General features: G+C 39.2%; 14 protein-coding genes. 7 read left to right on the top strand and 7 right to left on the bottom strand.

All coding sequences use genetic code 11. The features are described 5' to 3' along the window. Positions 1–14 precede the first annotated feature (14 nt). Entirely contained in the window at positions 15–554 is a 540-nt protein-coding gene (locus I597_RS01650) for a hypothetical protein (protein WP_035325813.1), read from the bottom strand. A gap of 111 nt (positions 555–665) precedes the next feature. On the opposite strand from I597_RS01650, the gene I597_RS01645 reads away from it, so the two are divergent. Both I597_RS01645 and odhB read left to right on the top strand, forming a co-directional pair. Then, positions 666–3,413, top strand: coding sequence for a 2-oxoglutarate dehydrogenase E1 component (locus tag I597_RS01645; protein ID WP_035328828.1), 2,748 nt, complete (start codon positions 666–668; stop codon positions 3,411–3,413). Between the two features lie 69 nt (positions 3,414–3,482). Beyond that, positions 3,483–4,733 carry a 2-oxoglutarate dehydrogenase complex dihydrolipoyllysine-residue succinyltransferase gene (gene odhB, locus I597_RS01640; protein WP_035325812.1) on the top strand — a complete coding sequence of 417 codons (1,251 nt, stop codon included), beginning with the start codon at positions 3,483–3,485 and terminating at the stop codon, positions 4,731–4,733. A gap of 402 nt (positions 4,734–5,135) precedes the next feature. On the opposite strand, the gene I597_RS01635 is transcribed toward odhB, so the two are convergent. The 3 genes from I597_RS01635 to I597_RS14850 are packed head-to-tail and all read right to left on the bottom strand — an operon-like array spanning position 5,136 to position 7,927. Then, positions 5,136–5,801: a helix-turn-helix transcriptional regulator gene (locus I597_RS01635; RefSeq protein ID WP_035325810.1), complete on the bottom strand. Its 666-nt coding sequence runs from the start codon at positions 5,799–5,801 to the stop codon at positions 5,136–5,138. An 11-nt stretch (positions 5,802–5,812) separates the two neighbouring features. Next, on the bottom strand, positions 5,813–7,723 hold the full coding sequence (locus tag I597_RS01630) for a tetratricopeptide repeat-containing sensor histidine kinase (RefSeq protein WP_035325809.1): 1,911 nt from the start codon (positions 7,721–7,723) through the stop codon (positions 5,813–5,815). Positions 7,724–7,768: 45 nt separating this feature from the next. Continuing rightward, complete coding sequence (locus I597_RS14850) at positions 7,769–7,927, bottom strand: hypothetical protein (RefSeq protein WP_157496170.1); 159 nt, start codon at positions 7,925–7,927, stop codon at positions 7,769–7,771. Positions 7,928–8,170: 243 nt separating this feature from the next. Here I597_RS14850 and I597_RS01625 point away from each other — a divergent pair, with 243 nt between their 5' ends. Next, positions 8,171–8,569 (top strand): hypothetical protein, encoded by a 399-nt coding sequence (locus tag I597_RS01625; RefSeq protein WP_035325807.1) that lies wholly within the window; start codon positions 8,171–8,173, stop codon positions 8,567–8,569. On the opposite strand, the gene dnaE is transcribed toward I597_RS01625, so the two are convergent. The 3 genes from dnaE to I597_RS01610 form a co-directional block, all read right to left on the bottom strand. Then, on the bottom strand, positions 8,566–12,957 hold the full coding sequence (dnaE, locus tag I597_RS01620; protein ID WP_035325806.1) for a DNA polymerase III subunit alpha: 4,392 nt from the start codon (positions 12,955–12,957) through the stop codon (positions 8,566–8,568). The genes I597_RS01625 and dnaE overlap by 4 nt on opposite strands. A 202-nt stretch (positions 12,958–13,159) precedes the next feature. Further along, on the bottom strand, positions 13,160–13,606 hold the full coding sequence (locus tag I597_RS01615) for a ferritin-like domain-containing protein (RefSeq protein WP_035325805.1): 447 nt from the start codon (positions 13,604–13,606) through the stop codon (positions 13,160–13,162). Positions 13,607–13,822: 216 nt separating this feature from the next. Continuing rightward, the gene (locus I597_RS01610; protein ID WP_035325803.1) at positions 13,823–14,635 is read right to left on the bottom strand and encodes a DUF6252 domain-containing protein; all 813 of its coding nucleotides are present in this window, start codon (positions 14,633–14,635) and stop codon (positions 13,823–13,825) included. A 130-nt stretch (positions 14,636–14,765) separates the two neighbouring features. On the opposite strand from I597_RS01610, the gene I597_RS01605 reads away from it, so the two are divergent. The 4 genes from I597_RS01605 to I597_RS01590 all read left to right on the top strand — a co-directional run bounded on the left by I597_RS01605 (position 14,766) and on the right by I597_RS01590 (position 17,969). Further along, positions 14,766–15,284, top strand: a complete 519-nt coding sequence (locus I597_RS01605; RefSeq protein ID WP_035325802.1) for a 30S ribosomal protein S16 — start codon at positions 14,766–14,768, stop codon at positions 15,282–15,284. Between the two features lie 105 nt (positions 15,285–15,389). Next, a complete protein-coding gene (gene rimM, locus I597_RS01600; protein ID WP_035325801.1) occupies positions 15,390–15,914 on the top strand; it encodes a ribosome maturation factor RimM in 525 nt (174 codons plus the stop codon). Next, the gene (locus I597_RS01595) at positions 15,914–16,732 is read left to right on the top strand and encodes a tRNA1(Val) (adenine(37)-N6)-methyltransferase (protein ID WP_035325799.1); all 819 of its coding nucleotides are present in this window, start codon (positions 15,914–15,916) and stop codon (positions 16,730–16,732) included. The genes rimM and I597_RS01595 overlap by 1 nt, the downstream gene beginning before the upstream one ends. A gap of 58 nt (positions 16,733–16,790) precedes the next feature. After that, positions 16,791–17,969, top strand: a complete 1,179-nt coding sequence (locus tag I597_RS01590; RefSeq protein ID WP_035325798.1) for an acyl-CoA dehydrogenase family protein — start codon at positions 16,791–16,793, stop codon at positions 17,967–17,969. The last annotated feature ends 45 nt before the right edge of the window (positions 17,970–18,014 follow it).

Raw genomic sequence — 18,014 nt, 5'->3', positions numbered from 1 at the left:
GTAGTAAACGTGTATTAAAAATAAACCCTCACAAAAGGCTGCCACGCATCTGCATAAACAGAATCATTATCGTCAAAGAGTACATTGTAACGTATCCCGATTGCGCCTAGACTATTTCCTCCTACGTTGAGACGGTATCCCGCGCCCAGAAAGAGTGCAGTATTCCAAGAGTTTGGAATGTCTGGTAGTCCAGAAACCGATTGAAAAACGCGAAGTTGTTCAAACTCTCCAGAAAGCTGTAAGAAATCAAGCGGATTTGAAATGACAATAGCACTTGCCCCTACAAGGGTTGTTTTAAAATCTCCAAATTTTTGATAGGTATAATTAAGCCCTGGACCAAATGCGACATATTGATTGGGTTGATACAATGCACTCGGTGCAACCGTGATGTTCGTATTGTTTCGGCCAAAATTTAAGCCTAATCCACCACCAAAACGCACCTTGCTCCAAAACTCACTTTTAGGTTTTGTAGTAATCTCTTGCGCTTGGGTTGTTGTTGTCATTGTAAAAAAGAGGCCCGTAAGTAGTATAATCCCTAAAAAATTGCATTTCATAGCTGTAGTGTCTTAATTCTCTGTTATAAATATAGGTATTATATGTCCAAAAATGTTAATTATCGTATTTTTGCTTTTCTAAAGTCGCAAGACGCAGAACTTAAATATCAAATGGATAGATTTTCATTTCTGAATGCCGCACATACCGCTTACTTTGCTGAGCTTTACGATCAATATTTACTTAACCCGGATAGTGTAGAAGCTAGCTGGCGCGCTTTTTTTCAAGGTTTTGACTTTGGGCTAGAAAGTGCAGAAGAGGTTACTGGTGATGTAGGGGGAGAGACTGTGGTTATTCCTGAAGGAATTCAAAAAGAATTTCAAATAGTAAAATTAATAGACGGATACCGTAACAGAGGTCACCTCTTTACAAAGACTAACCCTGTACGTGCACGTCGTAAATATGCACCTACACTAGAGATAGAAAACTTTGGACTCTCTAAGTCTGATCTTAGTACAGAGTTTGAAGCTGGTTCAATTTTAGGTATTGGGAAGAAGACGTTACAAGAGATTGTAAATCACCTTGAGGCCATATATTGTGACCACATAGGTATTGAGTATATGTACATTCGTAATCCAGAAGAGATTGCTTGGATACAGAACTGGCTCAATAAAAATGATAACCATCCTTCTTTTTCAAAAGAGGAAAAAAGGCATATTCTCAAAAAATTAAATCAAACAGCTTCTTTTGAAGGTTTCTTGCACTCTAAGTATGTAGGGCAAAAACGTTTTTCTGTAGAAGGACTTGACGCTATGATTCCGGGACTTGATACGCTTATCGAGAGAGGGTCTGATAAAGGTGTTGAGCAATTTGTAGTAGGGATGGCACACCGTGGTCGTCTTAATGTACTGGCAAATATCTTCGGAAAATCACCAGAGGCAATCTTTTCTGAGTTTGACGGAAAAGAGTATGATGAGGATGAGCTTTTTGATGGAGATGTAAAATACCATATGGGGTGGACTAGCTTTCGCGAAAGCGATAAGGGACACAAAATACGTATGGACCTAGCACCTAACCCATCTCACCTCGAGACTGTAGGAGCAGTGATAGAGGGGATGTCTCGTGCAAAAATAGATAATCAGTTAGGAGGAGATGAGAAGAAAATCCTTCCTATTGCTATACACGGAGATGCTGCCGTAGCTGGTCAAGGTATTGTATATGAAATTGTGCAAATGGCACAGTTAGAAGGATATCGAACGGGTGGTACGATACATATTGTAGCAAATAACCAAGTAGGTTTTACTACAAACTATCTCGATGCGAGATCATCTACCTATAGCACAGATGTGGGTAAGGTTACTTTGTCTCCAGTACTACACGTAAATGCAGATGATGTAGAGTCTGTATGTCACGCATTTGCCTTTGCACTTGATTTTAGAATGCAATTTGGTCGTGATGTATTTATAGACATACTAGGTTATAGAAAGTATGGACATAATGAAGGTGATGAGCCTAGATTTACACAGCCTTTACTATATAAAGCAATCTCAAAACACGCAAATCCACGTGATATCTATGCAGAAAGACTTCTTAAAGAAGGGGTTATAGAAAAGGGATACGTAAAGCAGCTCGAAAAAGAATATAAAGATGATCTTGAAGAAGATCTTGAAGAATCTCGTAAGAGAGATAAAACAGTAATTACTGAGATTCTTGCAGATGACTGGGAAGGGTATGAGATAGGAAGTAGAGAAGATATTCTTACTCCTGTAGATACTACCTATGATATAAGTAAGCTAGATGTTATAGCAGATGGTATTACTAAGTTACCAGAAGATAAAAAATTCATACGCAAGATACAGCGTATAGTTGCAGATAGAAATAAGCAGTATACAGAAAAGAATCAATTAGACTGGGGAATGGGTGAGCTTCTTGCTTACGGTTCTCTTATGGAAGAAGGATTTAATGTACGTATATCTGGACAAGATGTAGAGAGAGGAACATTCTCTCACCGTCACGCTATTATCAAAACAGAAGATGATGTAGAGGAGATTAATCTACACAACCGTTTAGGCGTAGCTGGTAAGATGGATATCTATAACTCACTACTCTCTGAGTATGGAGTGGTAGGTTTTGACTACGGGTATGCGATGGCTGCTCCTAAGACACTTACTATCTGGGAGGCTCAATTTGGAGATTTTTCAAATGGCGCACAGATAATGCTAGACCAATACATAAGCGCTGCAGAGTCTAAGTGGAAAACACAAAACGGACTCGTGATGTTATTGCCTCACGGGTATGAAGGTCAAGGTTCTGAGCACTCTAGTGCTCGTATGGAACGTTACCTCCAGCTTTGTGCTACAGATAACCTTATAATGGCAGATGTAACTACGCCAGCAAACTTCTTCCACCTACTACGTCGCCAGATGAAGTGGAATTTTAGAAAACCGCTTGTAGTCTTTACACCTAAGTCACTATTAAGACATCCTCTTGTAGTGAGTACTAAAGAAGAGCTTACCACAGGCTCTTTTCAAGAAGTACTTGACGATACTGAGGTAGATAAGAAAAAGGTTACATCACTTGTATTCTGTACAGGTAAGTTTTATTATGATCTCTTAGAGCGTCGTAAGGAAAATGGCCGTGATGATGTAGCCCTTGTACGTATAGAGCAATTATTCCCACTGCCACAAAAGCAGTTAGAAGATATTATCGCAAGTTATCCTAATGTAACAGATTATGTCTGGGCACAAGAAGAGCCTAGAAATATGGGAGCTTGGGGTTATATGCTTATGAATTTTGATCAAGTAAAACTTAGAGTAGCATCGCGACGTGTATATGCATCTCCAGCTGCGGGAAGTAGTACAAGATCAAAAGCAAGACACAAAAAAGTAATAGATAGCGTTTTTGAAGCGCCTGTAAAATAGTAACAATTAATAGCCGCCAGCGTCCTTCATCTAAGTAAGTTGAGTAACACTGGCGTAACCAGAAACATTATGGTTTTAGAAATGAAAGTCCCTTCACCGGGAGAATCCATCACAGAAGTTGAAATCGCACAATGGCTCGTTGAAGACGGCGATTATGTAGAAAAAGACCAGGCCATTGCCGAGGTAGACAGTGATAAAGCAACGCTCGAGCTTCCAGCAGAGATGAGTGGAGTCATTACACTTAAAGCAGAAGAAGGTGATGCTGTTGAGGTAGGTGCAGTTGTGTGCCTTATTGATACTGCTGCAGAGGCGCCAGCTACAGACACCTATGAAGGTGGAGACGAAGGTGGTGGAGACGGTAAAGTAGAAGAAAACCTTAAAAAGGAACAAGCAGCAACTCCTAACACGGGAGAAAAAGCTCCAGCCGAAACTGAAAAGACATACGCATCTGGAACTCCAAGTCCAGCAGCAAGAAAAATTCTTGATGAAAAAGGAATGACTGCTAGTCAGGTTACGGGTACAGGTAGAGCGGGTCGCGTGACTAAAGAAGATGCTGTAAAAGCAACACCTTCTATGGGAACTCCAGGACCAGGATCTAGAGGTGACTCACGTACTAAGTTATCTATGCTACGTCGTAAAGTTGCAGAGCGTCTAGTTCAAGCAAAAAACACTACAGCAATGCTTACTACCTTTAACGAGGTAAATATGCAGCCTATATTTGACCTGCGCAAGCAATACAAAGAAGATTTTAAGGCAAAGCACGGCGTAGGCTTAGGGTTTATGTCTTTCTTTACACTAGCAGTAGTAAGAGCTCTTGAAATGTATCCTGCTGTAAACAGTATGATAGATGGTAAGGAGATGCTCACTTTTGATTACAAAGACATCTCAATTGCCGTATCAGGACCTAAAGGACTTATGGTACCAGTTATTAGAAATGCAGAAAACCTTTCTTTTAGAGGAGTTGAGAGCGAGGTAAAACGCCTTGCAATACGAGCTAGAGACGGTAAGATTACTGTAGACGAGATGACAGGAGGAACCTTTACAATTTCAAATGGAGGTGTATTTGGATCTATGTTATCTACACCTATCATAAACCCACCTCAATCTGGTATCTTAGGAATGCACAATATCGTAGAGCGCCCTATCGTAAAAGATGGTGAGATTGTAATCGCACCTATAATGTTTGTAGCATTATCTTATGATCACAGAATTATCGATGGTAAAGAGTCTGTAGGATTCTTAGTAGCAGTAAAAGAAGCACTAGAAGATCCTATTAACATTCTTATGGATGGAGATATCAAGAAAGCCCTAGAGATGTAAATAATTAGGATATAATAATATATGAAAGCCAACTTGTAATAAGTTGGCTTTTCTTTTTTACGCTTTCGCGAAAGCGGTCTCCATAGTATTAATAATCAAAGTATGTAAGTCCTGTTAGATGCGTTTCATAGTTGTGCAAAAAAAAACACTCATTAAAAAAATTCAATGAGTGCTTTTCAGTTGGGGGAAAGCTTAGGTTTGCGTAATCATAAAAATAAAAACTCCCATTATAAGAAATGAGAGTTTTATAATAGCTTTTTTTCAAATATCATCAAAATCTTGAATAATAACCCTCTTTCGAAAAAAGCTACGGGGGGAGTCACAAAGATATGATGGTATGGAGGTAAAATTTTACGGATTTCCTTTATTTGGGCGTTTTTTTTTAATTTTTTTTGACTTTTTTTAAATCAGGCGCAAGTCGGCTAGTAAGCGTATGAGGTGTATGGTAGTTTTTGCACCAAACTCAGTGCGCAACTCACGCAGTCGCTTCTCAATACTACTGCGGCTGTAAGGTTTCATATTTTTGGATTTAAAATAATGCTGTATTTCATCTTGTGTAGCCCCATCTGCGAGAAGACTTAATAGCTCGATGTCGTAGTTATTGAGTTCTACCAGATTTTTTTGTTTTACATTATCTGCAAGGTGTTGAGAGATGTATTTTTCACCTTTTGCGACCTGCTCTATGGCTTCCTTAAGATTTTCTAGTCCTCGTCTATCTTTACAAACATAACCATCTAGCAAGCCAGATTTCCAAAGGCTGTCAAAACGTTGTGGGTGATCCTCCATAGAGTAGACGATTACCTTAATGGACGGGTCTACCTCTTTTAATGCTTTAAAAAGGTGTTCTCCAGAGGTAAGGCGTTCTTTGCGATGAGATTCTTTAAAGGAGAGGTCTGTAATTAAAAGGTCAAAGGGAGCGTTGTCTTGTATGGCCATTTTAAACTCTAAAAAAGCTTCATCACAGTACTCCACGTGTACGACTTCTGGTATTTTGAGCTGTTTAAGAATAGAAGAGACACCTAGTTTTATGTTGTCTATATCCTCGGCCGCTAGAATTTTTTTAAACATTGTACTGTAAATTAAATAGGGATTGATAATTCTGCTCTAAAACCTTCATCTACCGCAGAGTCAAATTTTATTTCTCCTCCTAGAGATTTGAGACGGGTTTGCGTGTTTAACAAACCGCTCCCGCGATTATCTCTCGATAGCGATACTCCTTTACCATTGTCACTGTAATTAATTTCTAAAAGTTTATCTACACTCTTAAAAACTAGCGCTACAAGAGAAGCTTTACTATGCTTTCTCATATTAGTCATTAACTCTTGTAGTACTCTGTAAATCTCGATTTTTACTTCGGGATTAATAACACTCCAGTTTATAGATTCCAGACCTCTTAATATAAGTTTGCGTTCTGATGAGGTATAGGTTTGTAAGTTCATTGCAAGTTCTGTCGGGAAGTTCTCATCTGTTTGTATAGGTTTTGTCTCTCTAGAGAGGTCTCTACTTAACTTGTAAATGTCTTCAAGTCTATCTGCTACAGCTGGAGAATGTACTTCATTTTCAACCTCATTCATAACTAAGTAAATCTCGTTTGCAAGCTCATCGTGTAGTTTTTTGGCAAGGCGTTTTTCTGTTTCATAGCGATCTAGTATTCGCTGTTTTTTTGATTTCTCACGCTGGTACAATATAAAAACAATACCTATGATTAAAAGAGCTCCTATGCCAGCTAAAGCCCAGTTTCTTTTTCTAATTGCTATGTCTTCGCGAAGCTGTGAGGCTGTAATTTTTTGTAAGGCGATATTTTCTCGTTCTTCTGCCTTTTCTACATCATAGCGCAGCTTTGCAAAGTCAAACTTAGCTTTGTTTTGAGCTTTAGTTAGAGAATCTGATAGGGAGGTGTATTCTTCAAAAAGGACATTAGACTCTTTAGTTACTGGGATCAAATAATCGAGCGCTTTTATAACAGCCTCAGTATTCTTAGCTTTAGAAGATATGTTATAAGCTTGTTGTGCGTGATATGCAGTTTTTTTAGTGTTTTCTAATGCCATATAAGCCTCTGCAAGGTGTATATGACTCGCATATTCTCCAGGTATGTCATTTATATCACTTCTCAAGTCTAAAGCTTCTTCTAGTAAGGGTATCGCGTCTTTGTGTCCAGCACGTGATTTTGCAAAGCCATAATTATCTTTGAGTCTATATAATGTTTTAAGTGACAGGCTATCTTTATAGGCAAGACCTACCTCTAGTTGTTGTATGGCGCCGTTATTGTCACCAGATTTAAGTAGCGTGATAGCATAATTATTAATGAGTGAGGCTTTACTACTTGAAGCGTTAGCAAGTTGTAATGCTTTGCGATGGTACCGTATGGCCTCTTTCCATAAGCCACGCTCCCTATAAACCCTACCCAGAATATCATAGAACCAAGAGATTTCTGATGGGTCCTTTAATGTGTTACTATAGTCAAGAGCATTTACAATAGTATATTCTGCTCCATCTATATCGCCAAGACTGGTTTGTATGTAGCTCGCTTTTTTTGAAATTTTTATAATCTGTATACTATCCTTTAACTCAGTAAAGAGTTCTATGGCGTGTACATAGTTTGTAAAAGCCTCAGAAGTATTCTGTTTTTTCTTATAAATATTTCCTTGATTATCATAAGATTGAGCGATAAATCGCTTGCTTTTTAGTCTAGTTGCTTCGTCTAATACTGTTTTAGTCTGGGCAATTGCTTGATCGTATTGCTTATCATAATAATACAAATCACACCTATAGATTAGTTGTTCAAGGTATACAGAGTCAGACACTTGTCTTGACCAGTAAATTGCTTTATCATTTGCTGCCAGTCTATCTTTGTAAGATTCTTTTTTTTTACGGCTTAACTTTTTGTAGTACAGTAAACTATCCTCAGCCTTATATTTCTGAGATGGGAGGGTGCTGTAAACCGTAAAACTATACAGTAAAAAAAGGGATGATAGAACAAACTTTTTCATCCCTCTAATATACGAATTAGTGAAAAATATTAAGATGCAAAAGGTCTAATTACCCTCTTCATCTTCCTTTTCTTCTCCATTGTTATCATCCTCTCCCCAGGTGCTTTCTATACGATCACTTTCTTCGGTCACGGTATCTGGAGTGCAAGCAGTAAAGGTTGCTCCCATAAATAAAAATGCTAAGATGTAAATTGTGGTTTTCATAATTTTAATGTTTCAGGGTTATAATTTTTTGAAAGAAAAAACCTACATAAAGAAAAAATATGCTGCATTTTACGGATTTCCTTTATGAAACCTATTGCCAATTATCGTTCTTTGTGTACTGATTATCTTTTAGATACGTAAATATCTAGCTTATCAAGAGTGCTAGATGGAAAACCGATGGAAAATCCTTTCCTGTTCTTAATAGACTTGTATGTAAGAATGAATTAGAAAAAAAATACCATTATGATGTTTAGAAAAATTGTTTTGTCCGCTTTCGCGAAAGCGGAAACAGAAACCCCCGGAAACACGAAAACACAATGGGCAGATCACCTAGCAAATAGTTTATGGTGCGAGTGTAAGTATCAAATTTCAAGAAGAACGCTTCTCAATTATTACAATAGTTATGTAGATGGGGTTGATGAAGATGAGCTATGCCCTAACGCAAAGATGATAGAGATGCTTTGTAAGTATCTAGGGTATCCTAATTATGCCACTTATCTTTTACATCAAGCTAGTATGCAGGGTGTTAAGAGTAGCAAAAATCCGCAGGCATTTACTTATACGCTACAGACGGAGAATTATAAAGAAGAAGTTACAATACTTGTACGTAGAGAGCTAGTGCCTTCTCGTAATGTTGCTTAGTTTAACTTATAGTGTATTTTATTGTGATCTAGAGAATCTAGTAGTTCTTGGCAAATTTTGACCTTGATCTTTTTGCTAGGCATTTTTACGTAGATTTTTTCCTTAGGTTCAAAGACTTGAAAGTGCAGTTTTGCACTACCCATATGTTGGTCTAATATTTCTTTAATTTCGGCTACACGAGCTTCAGCTACTTCATTAATATCAATGTTTATGGTGAGCTTTTTTGCATTATTCTCCATAACATCTTGAAGTTGCTGTATACTGTTAAACTGTGTGCGAGGATCTCCTTTTCGTCCAGTTTCCCTATTAGTAAAGCCGTCTTTTATAAAGACCTTTGCGTGTATAAAACTATTAGGTATTAAGAAGTGCCTCATCTTGAGGTACTCTTCTCCAAACATTCTAAACTCAAAACTATCTGTAAAATCCTCTACTGTAAAGGCAGCCCAGCCTTTACCATTTTTTGATACGCGATGTTGTACATCTGTAATCACCCCGCCAAAGGTGAGCTCCCTATTTACAAAAGCTTCCATCTGGTTAAAGTGGCTAACTGTTGCGTTACAAAAGGTTTCCATCTCGGTTTTAAAATCATCTAGTGGGTGACCAGATATATATACACCTACCACTTCTTTCTCACGTTTGAGCTTCTCCATTGTGCCCCATTCTTCACACGGCGGAACTTCTGGTTCTGGAATTTGCACCTCACTTGACTCGCCAAAAAGGCTTACCTGCGAGCTATTTTCATTCTCTTGATAGCGAGCACCGTACTTTACAGCTTTTTCTAAAAAGGTAATCCCATCACCATTATCATTAAAGAACTGCGCTCGGTGGGTGTCGCCGTCTAGTTCGTCAAAACCACCAGCAAGGGCAAGGCTTTCAAAGGCTTTCTTATTTGCTGCACGTAAATCTACGCGACGTGCAAAGTCAAAAACAGATTTGTACTTACCATCTTTTCTATTTTCTACAATAGTGGCAACCGCTCCTGTACCTACGCCTTTTACCGCACCCATACCAAAACGCACAGCGCCATTATCATTTACAGTAAATTTTCTAAAAGATTCATTTACATCTGGGCCTAGTACTTCTAGTCCCATACGTTTTGCCTCTTCCATAAAGAATGTTACTTGCTTTATATCATTCATATTATTAGAAAGTACAGCGGCAAGATACTCTGCTGGGTAGTGTGCTTTTAGATATGCTGTTTGATAAGCAATCCAAGCATAACAGGTAGAGTGAGACTTGTTAAAGGCATACGCGGCAAAAGCCTCCCAGTCTTTCCATATTTTTTCCAGCTTTTCTGGATCGTGTCCTTTTGCAGATGCCTGTTCTATAAACTTAGGCTTCATTTTATCAAGAACTGCAATTTGCTTTTTACCCATTGCCTTACGCAGTACATCTGCCTCACCCTTTGTAAAGTCGGCAAGTTTTTGAGATAGAAGCATCACTTGCTCTTGATATACAGTAATACCATAAGTCTCTTTTAAGTACTCTTCCATCGCTGGGAGATCATACTCAATTTCTTCTTCTCCGTGCTTCCTTCTTACAAAGGAGGGAATGTATTCCATAGGACCTGGACGATAAAGGGCATTCATCGCAATAAGATCTTCAAAAACGGTAGGTTTAAGAGATTGCATATGCTTTTGCATACCAGGTGATTCATATTGAAAAATCCCTACGGTATCTCCACGCTGGAAGAGTTCGTATGTTTTTTCATCATCCAGAGGGAAATTCTCAGGATCCAGATCTACATTGTGGCGATACTTTACAAGCTTAACAGTGTCCTTTATAAGTGTAAGGGTCTTCAGACCCAAGAAGTCCATTTTAAGCAATCCAGCCTCTTCTACTACAGAGTTGTCAAACTGTGTTACATAGAGATCTGAGTCTTTTGCTAGTGCAACAGGTACAAAATTTGTAATATCATCTGGTGTAATAATCACTCCACAGGCGTGTATCCCCGTGTTACGTACAGATCCCTCTAGTTGGCGTGCTTGCCTTAGCATTTGGCCTTCCAGATTGTCTTGTGTTTCTATATTAATAAGCTCCTGCACTTTTGGAAGATCATCAGATCTAAACGCGCTACGTAGCTCTGCATCTGTTTTTCCAAATATCTTTCGCAGCTTACTCATAGTAGGTATAAGCTTTGCAATACGATCTGCATCTCCTAGTGATAGATCTAGTGCTCTAGAGGTATCACGTATAGAAGACTTTGCAGCCATTGTACCGTATGTAATAATTTGTGCAACTTGATTTGCACCATACTTATCTATTACATATTGCATTACACGCCCGCGACCTTCATCATCAAAATCAATATCAATATCGGGCATACTCACACGATCCGGATTTAAGAAACGCTCAAAAAGTAGGTCATACTTCATTGGGTCTATGTTTGTAATCCATAAACAGTATGCTGCAACAGATCCCGCGGCAGATCCACGACCAGGTCCTACAGATACATCCATATTACGAGCCTCGCGTATAAAATCTTCTACAATCAAGAAGTAACCCGGGTATCCTGTTTTTTCTATAACGTCAAGCTCAAAATCTAAACGTTCTGTAACTTCTTCTGAGAGTTCTTCGCCATAGCGTTTTTTTGCACCTTCATAAACCAGATGTCTTAAAAAAGCATTTTCACCACGTTTTCCACCATCTATTGCATCTTCTGGAGATACAAATTCTTGAGGTATGTCAAAAGCTGGAAGCAGTACGTCTCTCGCTAGTTCATAAGGTTCGATTTTATCAACAACCTCTTGTACATTTAAAATAGCTTCTGGCACATCTGCAAAGAGGGTTTTCATTTCCTCTCCACTTTTAAAGTAGTACTCATCATTAGGAAGGCCATAACGATAGCCACGACCACGTCCCTTTGGCGTTGCCACTTTTTCTCCATCTTTTACACAAAGCAATACATCGTGCGCATCTGCATCAGATTTATCGATGTAAAACGTGTTATTTGATGCGACGGTTTTAATATTATGCTTTCGCGAAAGCGCAATAAGAACAGGCATCACCCTATCCTCATCTTCTTGCCCGTGACGCATTAACTCAACATAAAGATCATCACCAAACTGTTCTTTCCACCAAACGAGCGCTTCCTCGGCTTGTTTTTCGCCTACGTTAAGTATTTTGCTAGGCACCTCTCCATATAGGTTACCTGTGAGTACAATAAGATCATCGCGATATTGCATTATCACATTACGATCTATACGAGGTACATAATAAAAACCATCTGTGTAGGCAATAGACGCCATTTTACAGAGGTTTTGATATCCATTTTTATTTTTGGCAAGGATTACTATTTGGTACCCATTGTCCTTCTGGCTTTTGTTTTTGTGGTCTACACATACGTTAAACTCACAACCTATAATGGCTTTAAGAGGTACTCCTTCTGGTTCTTCTCCCGCCTCTACGGCTGCGGCATTTGCTTTTTTTACGCCTGCGTTATGTGACTTTACCGCTTTTGTAAAGTGAAAAGCCCCCATCATATTACCCATATCTGTCATAGCGACTGCAGGCATTTTTTGAGCCGCAGCAGCCTTTACAATATCTTGTACGCTAGCGGTAGACTGCAGTATAGAAAACTGTGAGTGGTTATGTAGATGGGCAAACTTAACCTCAGAGAGCTTGGCCGCATTATCTTCTAGTTCTGTTTGTGATATTTCTGGGGCTTCATTTTGCGCAGCTAGTTTTTTTGCAATTTGCTCAGAGGCTTTTTTGAGATTGATGTGCTTGAGCCCTATAAACTCAATAGGCTGCGGGTTTGCTTGAGAGAACCTGTCAAAATAGTCTGGCTGTACATCTAGCTCCTCTTTTGTATAAACACGCTGGCGTATAAGTTCTAAAAAGCAACGCGTAGTCGCCTCAACATCTGCCGTAGCATTGTGGGCTTCTCCAAAACCCTCACCAAAAAGATGTTTGTGTAATTCTGTAAGTGTAGGTAGTTTAAATTTTCCACCTCGCCCTCCTGGTAACTGGCAAAGTGTTGCTGTTTTTTCTGTACACGTATCTAGTACGGGTAGCTCTTGCAGGTCGTTACCAATGTTGAGTCTGTGAAACTCGGCGCCCATAATATTTGTATCAAAACCTACGTTTTGACCCACCACATATTTTGCTTGAGATAGTGCGATATTAAACTTCTCAAGAACCTCTGAGAGTGCTACTCCATCTTTTTCTGCCAGCGCTGTTGATATCCCGTGTATACGCTCTGCATCATAGGGAATGTCAAAACCATCTGGCTTTACTAGATAATCTTGGTGCTCTATGACTTGTCCCATCTCATCGTGCAGCTGCCAGGCTATCTGTATACAGCGTGGCCAGTTGTCTGAGTCTGTAATAGGAGCGTTCCAGTTTTTTGGAAGTCCTGTAGTTTCGGTGTCAAAAATGAGGTACATAGGCGTAAAAAATGTGGATAAGAAATGTACAGAATTTTACTCTTTAATGTGTGCTTAATTAATGTCAAATTTTAATGATTTATGCACAATAATATTACTCGTTATAAGTGGCTGATGATGAGAAATTGATGCAAAAAAAAATCCCAACCTACTGGTTGGGATTTTTCTCCTTTTTCAAATCCAATTTTTTAAAATGTGGCAATTATGCCCACTCTTCAAGAGTTTTTACTTCGTTAAGAGCATTCTGTATGCTATTACGTTGTTTTTCTAGTATTGTTCTTGTTGAGTTTGGTAATGAAGTCTCTGCGAGTACTTCGTTATATGTTTCTACAGAGGCCTTTTCTCCTCGTATTGCTTCTTCTAAAACCGCTTCGTCATTATCTGTTGTAAAAGCTGCTTTTACATCCATCCACGCTCTGTGCGCATCTGCTGTAAAGCTTGTTCCTTTGTCTACTTCTTGGCCGAAGCTGCGTACCTCTTCCTTAATTTCGTGTCCAAAGTTATATCGATCTTGAGCACGGTTATTAAAAAAGTTTTTTAGTCCTGTGTTGCTTACTTTTTCTGCTGCTTTCTTGTAGCCAGCTTCTGCATCATATGACTTGGTTAATAAATTGTTTAACTTATTTCCTACTTCTTCTGTATAGCTCATAATATATTTTTTGTTGTTAGTAATGATATAAAGGTACAGGCAGACAGGGCTTTGGGATAGAGGTTTAACCACCTTTAACCTCATAGCGCTAGATTTGGCGCATATTAACGTAAATCTGTGTTAAGTGTCTTAAAATACTTAACATAAAAGAAAAAGCACCCCTTGTGGTGTGCTTGTATTGTGGGTGGCTACGCTTTCGCGAAAGCGTAATAAAATTTAGTAATTTATAGTAAATGCTCCTTCTGTTACCTCAAACCCATCATCTGTTTGAAAAGAAAAGGTACCTACGATAAGCTCATTTGCTGCGTCATTTGTTATGATGGTAAGCTCTCCAGATGTAGCATTAGACACTCCATTGGGAACCGTATAGCCAGCCGAGAGGTCTGGATTTGTACCTAATAAATAGTCACCTGCCATTGTGTTGAGCGGAAAGTTTAACGCAAGAGATGTGGTAGAAGTTTGTCCCACTACGGTTATAAGATTACCAGATACCGAACTATTTATGATAGTAGGAGTAAACATTATCGTATTTACCTTTGCAGTAAAGTTGTTTTGAAGTACAATTACTTCTGGTTCATTCATTAAAGGACTTAGTATAGGGACTTGATATGCAACACCTCTATAAAAGAAAACAGAATCTTGCAGTGATTCTGTATATGCGGTAAAGTTAAACTCTCCAGAGAGGCTGTTGTCGCCGTTAAGAGAATAAGCAAAATTTCCTCGAGAAAGAGGGTTAAGTGTGCTGTACTCTACACCATTCTCATCTGTGTATACAGCTATATTTGTGTTATTTGATCCGCCTAGGGTAACGGGACTCTGGCTCTGGTTGTTAACAAGAAGATTAACGGCTTCAAGGCCGCGCTCTCCAGTGACAACTAGGCTTCCGTCTGTATTGAAAATGGCTCTCGAGTCATTTGCTCTAAAGAGTAAGCTGTCTTTAATTCCTTGTAAAGCCGGACTATTGTCTTCTATTGTACTACAAGAAGTAAAGAGCATTACACTTATTAATGTAAGGAATACTACTTTCATTGAGGGTGTCTTAAATATTTTGCAAAAGTACTCTATATTAAAGACATAACGTGTCGAATGGATCAAAAATTGTAGTATATTTGCAGACTTAAATAAAAACAGGGGTCGGGTACCCCACAAATTAACTTTTATGTCAGTTAAAATTAGATTACAAAGACACGGTAAAAAAGGAAAACCTTTTTACTGGATCGTAGCAGCAGATGCACGCGCAAAGAGAGATGGTAAATACTTAGAAAAAATAGGTACTTACAATCCAAACACTAACCCAGCACAGATTGATCTAGATGTAGATGGAGCTGTAACTTGGTTACAAAATGGAGCGCAGCCTACTGAGACGGCAAAACGTCTTTTATCGTACAAAGGAGCAATGCTCAAAAATCACCTTGCAGGTGGTGTACGTAAAGGAGCGCTTACTGAAGAGCAAGCGGAAGAAAAATTCAACGCTTGGTTAGAAGAAAAAGCTTCTAAAGTAGCAGCTAAGAAAGGTGACCTTTCTAAAGCAGAAGAAAAAGCAAAAGCAGACGCTCTTGCAGCTGAGAAAGCTGTAAACGAGGCTCGTATCGCAGCAGCACAACCAGAAGTGGTTGCAGATGCTGAGGATGCTCCTGGTGCAGAGGGTGAAGCAGCAGCTTCAGACTCTGAAGAGTAAACAGCATTATAAGCCCACGGGCTTTATAAATGTAACAGAAACGTCCTAATGTAATTATTAGGACGTTTTCTTATTTTATAAGATATCATTGTATTTTTACAGTCTATGAAAAAGGAAGAATGTTTTTACCTAGGTAAAATAGTGCGCAAGTACAGCTTTAAAGGCGAGCTGCTCGCAAAACTAGATACAGACGAGCCAGACCAGTATGTAGATATGGACTCTGTCTTTATAGATTTTGGACCTAGTCTTGTACCTTATTTTATTGAGTCTTCACAGTTGCACAAATCTACATTGCTACGTGTAAAATTTGAAGATATAGATACAGAAGAAGATGCAGATGATATGATAGGAGCAGGTTTATACCTTCCCCTAGATTTACTTCCTGAGCTAAGTGGGGATCAGTTTTACTTTCACGAGGTAGTAGGCTTTACTGCGGTAGACAAGGCTTTTGGAGAAATAGGAACTATCACTTATGTAAATGACAGTAATACACAGGCTATTTTTGAAATAGATCGTGACGGCTCTCAAGTACTCATCCCTATGGTAGATGACTTTATCAAAAAGGTAGACCGCGAGAATAAGCAAATGCATTTTGAATTACCTGAAGGCTTGATAGATTTATATATATAATGTCATCAAAACCCTTTAAATTCAAACAGTTTACCATCGCCCAAGATCGCTGCGCGATGAAAATAGGTACAGATGGTGTCTTGCTAGGTGCTTGGACGTCTACAGAGGCATACCCAGATAGCATACTCGATATAGGGACAGGCACAGGTGTGATTGCACTTATGCTAGCACAACGCTGCGATGCACAAACTATAGATGCCGTAGAGCTAGATGATAATGCCTATGAGCAGGCTACCGAAAATTTTGAAAACAGTGACTGGGGTGATCGTCTGTTTTGTTACCACGCACATTTATACGAGTTTGCGGCAGAGGTAGATGATGAGTATGATCTTATAGTTTGTAATCCCCCATTTTATACAGAAGATCTCACACAAGCCTCACAAGACGCATTAAAAGAAAAGTCACAAAATGATGGTGCAGCCCTAGATGCAAGAGAGCAAGCAAGGTTTGAGTCTGCAATGCCTTTTGAATTACTTGTGGGAGCGGTGGCAAAGCTTCTTTCGCCAGAGGGTACATTTAATGTGATCATTCCTTATGAGCGTGAAGAAGATTTCATTTTGCTATGTTCAAGAGCACAACTTGTGCCTACAAGAATTACCAGAGTAAAAGGAACCCCAGACGCACCAGTAAAGCGCAGTCTTATGTCTTTCTCATTTGCTTTTCAAGATAAAGAAGTGGTAGGTGGAGAAGACCGCTTTCGCGAAAGCGTAACCCCGCAAAGTCCCGCAGAGATAACAACGCTTATTATCGAAAAGTCACGTCACGACTATACCGATGCATATGTGTCACTAGTTAGAGACTTCTATATCAAAATGTAAGCAGGGTTTTGGGCATTGAAAACGTTTTCGCTACTTTTACGAAGCAAAAAACTAAGCTATGAAACCAGATCTTTTTGAGGCTCCAGATTATTATAATCTAGACGATCTCCTTACCGAAGAACATAAACTTATACGTGATGCTGCCCGCGCTTGGGTAAAGCGTGATGTATCACCTATAATAGAACAAGCAGCGCAGGATGCAAAGTTTCCAAAATCTATTATTCCAGGCCTAGCAGAGATAGGTGCTTTTGGTCCTTATATTCCAGAAGAGTATGGAGGTGCAGGTCTTGATCAAATCTCTTACGGACTTATAATGCAAGAGATAGAGCGTGGTGACTCTGGTGTGCGATCTACAGCCTCTGTGCAATCTTCACTAGTGATGTATCCTATTTGGAAATATGGCTCTGAAGAGCAGCGCAACAAGTTTTTACCAAAACTAGCCTCTGGTGAGTTTATGGGATCTTTTGGACTTACAGAACCAGACCACGGATCTAACCCTAGTGGGATGGTCACAAACTTTAAAGATATGGGAGACCATTATCTTTTAAACGGGGCAAAACTTTGGATCTCAAACAGCCCATTTTGTGATGTGGCTGTAGTGTGGGCAAAAAATGAAGAAGGACGTATACACGGTCTTATAGTAGAAAGAGGAATGGAGGGATTTTCTACTCCAGAGACTCACAATAAATGGTCACTTAGAGCAAGTGCAACAGGAGAGCTTATCTTTCAAGACGTAAAAGTGCCTAAAGAAAATTTATTACCAAACAAATCTGGACTAGGAGCGCCATTAGGGTGTCTTGATTCGGCACGTTTTGGTATTGCTTGGGGGGCGATAGGAGCCGCAATGGACTGTTATGATACTGCATTGCGTTATGCAAAAGAGCGTATCCAGTTTGGGAAGCCTATTGCCGCTTTCCAATTGCAGCAAAAGAAGCTGGCAGAAATGATTACAGAGATTACAAAGGCACAATTACTAGCTTTTAGACTAGGGCAGCTCAAAAATGAAGATAGAGCCACGTCTGCACAAATATCTATGGCAAAGCGTAATAATGTTGAGATGGCTATAAAAATTGCTCGTGAGGCACGCCAGATGCTAGGTGGTATGGGTATTACAGGAGAGTATAGTATTATGCGCCATATGATGAACCTAGAAAGTGTCATCACGTATGAAGGTACGCACGACATACACTTGCTTATAACAGGGCTTGATATTACAGGTGAGAATGCTTTTAAATAGTAAACGTTACTCTAACTGAAAAAGCCTCATTACATTTTTATGTAA

This window comes from Dokdonia donghaensis DSW-1, from assembly GCF_001653755.1.
Taxonomy (GTDB): Bacteria; Bacteroidota; Bacteroidia; order Flavobacteriales; family Flavobacteriaceae; genus Dokdonia; species Dokdonia donghaensis.
This window is presented reverse-complemented; position numbering and strand designations above follow the sequence as displayed.

Coding starts and splice junctions, on each gene's coding strand:
- I597_RS01650 (WP_035325813.1), bottom strand. CDS start 554: ATGAAATGCAATTTTTTAGGGATTATACTACTTACGGGCCTCTTTTTT.
- I597_RS01645 (WP_035328828.1), top strand. CDS start 666: ATGGATAGATTTTCATTTCTGAATGCCGCACATACCGCTTACTTTGCT.
- odhB (WP_035325812.1), top strand. CDS start 3,483: ATGGTTTTAGAAATGAAAGTCCCTTCACCGGGAGAATCCATCACAGAA.
- I597_RS01635 (WP_035325810.1), bottom strand. CDS start 5,801: ATGTTTAAAAAAATTCTAGCGGCCGAGGATATAGACAACATAAAACTA.
- I597_RS01630 (WP_035325809.1), bottom strand. CDS start 7,723: ATGAAAAAGTTTGTTCTATCATCCCTTTTTTTACTGTATAGTTTTACG.
- I597_RS14850 (WP_157496170.1), bottom strand. CDS start 7,927: ATGAAAACCACAATTTACATCTTAGCATTTTTATTTATGGGAGCAACC.
- I597_RS01625 (WP_035325807.1), top strand. CDS start 8,171: ATGATGTTTAGAAAAATTGTTTTGTCCGCTTTCGCGAAAGCGGAAACA.
- dnaE (WP_035325806.1), bottom strand. CDS start 12,957: ATGTACCTCATTTTTGACACCGAAACTACAGGACTTCCAAAAAACTGG.
- I597_RS01615 (WP_035325805.1), bottom strand. CDS start 13,606: ATGAGCTATACAGAAGAAGTAGGAAATAAGTTAAACAATTTATTAACC.
- I597_RS01610 (WP_035325803.1), bottom strand. CDS start 14,635: ATGAAAGTAGTATTCCTTACATTAATAAGTGTAATGCTCTTTACTTCT.
- I597_RS01605 (WP_035325802.1), top strand. CDS start 14,766: ATGTCAGTTAAAATTAGATTACAAAGACACGGTAAAAAAGGAAAACCT.
- rimM (WP_035325801.1), top strand. CDS start 15,390: ATGAAAAAGGAAGAATGTTTTTACCTAGGTAAAATAGTGCGCAAGTAC.
- I597_RS01595 (WP_035325799.1), top strand. CDS start 15,914: ATGTCATCAAAACCCTTTAAATTCAAACAGTTTACCATCGCCCAAGAT.
- I597_RS01590 (WP_035325798.1), top strand. CDS start 16,791: ATGAAACCAGATCTTTTTGAGGCTCCAGATTATTATAATCTAGACGAT.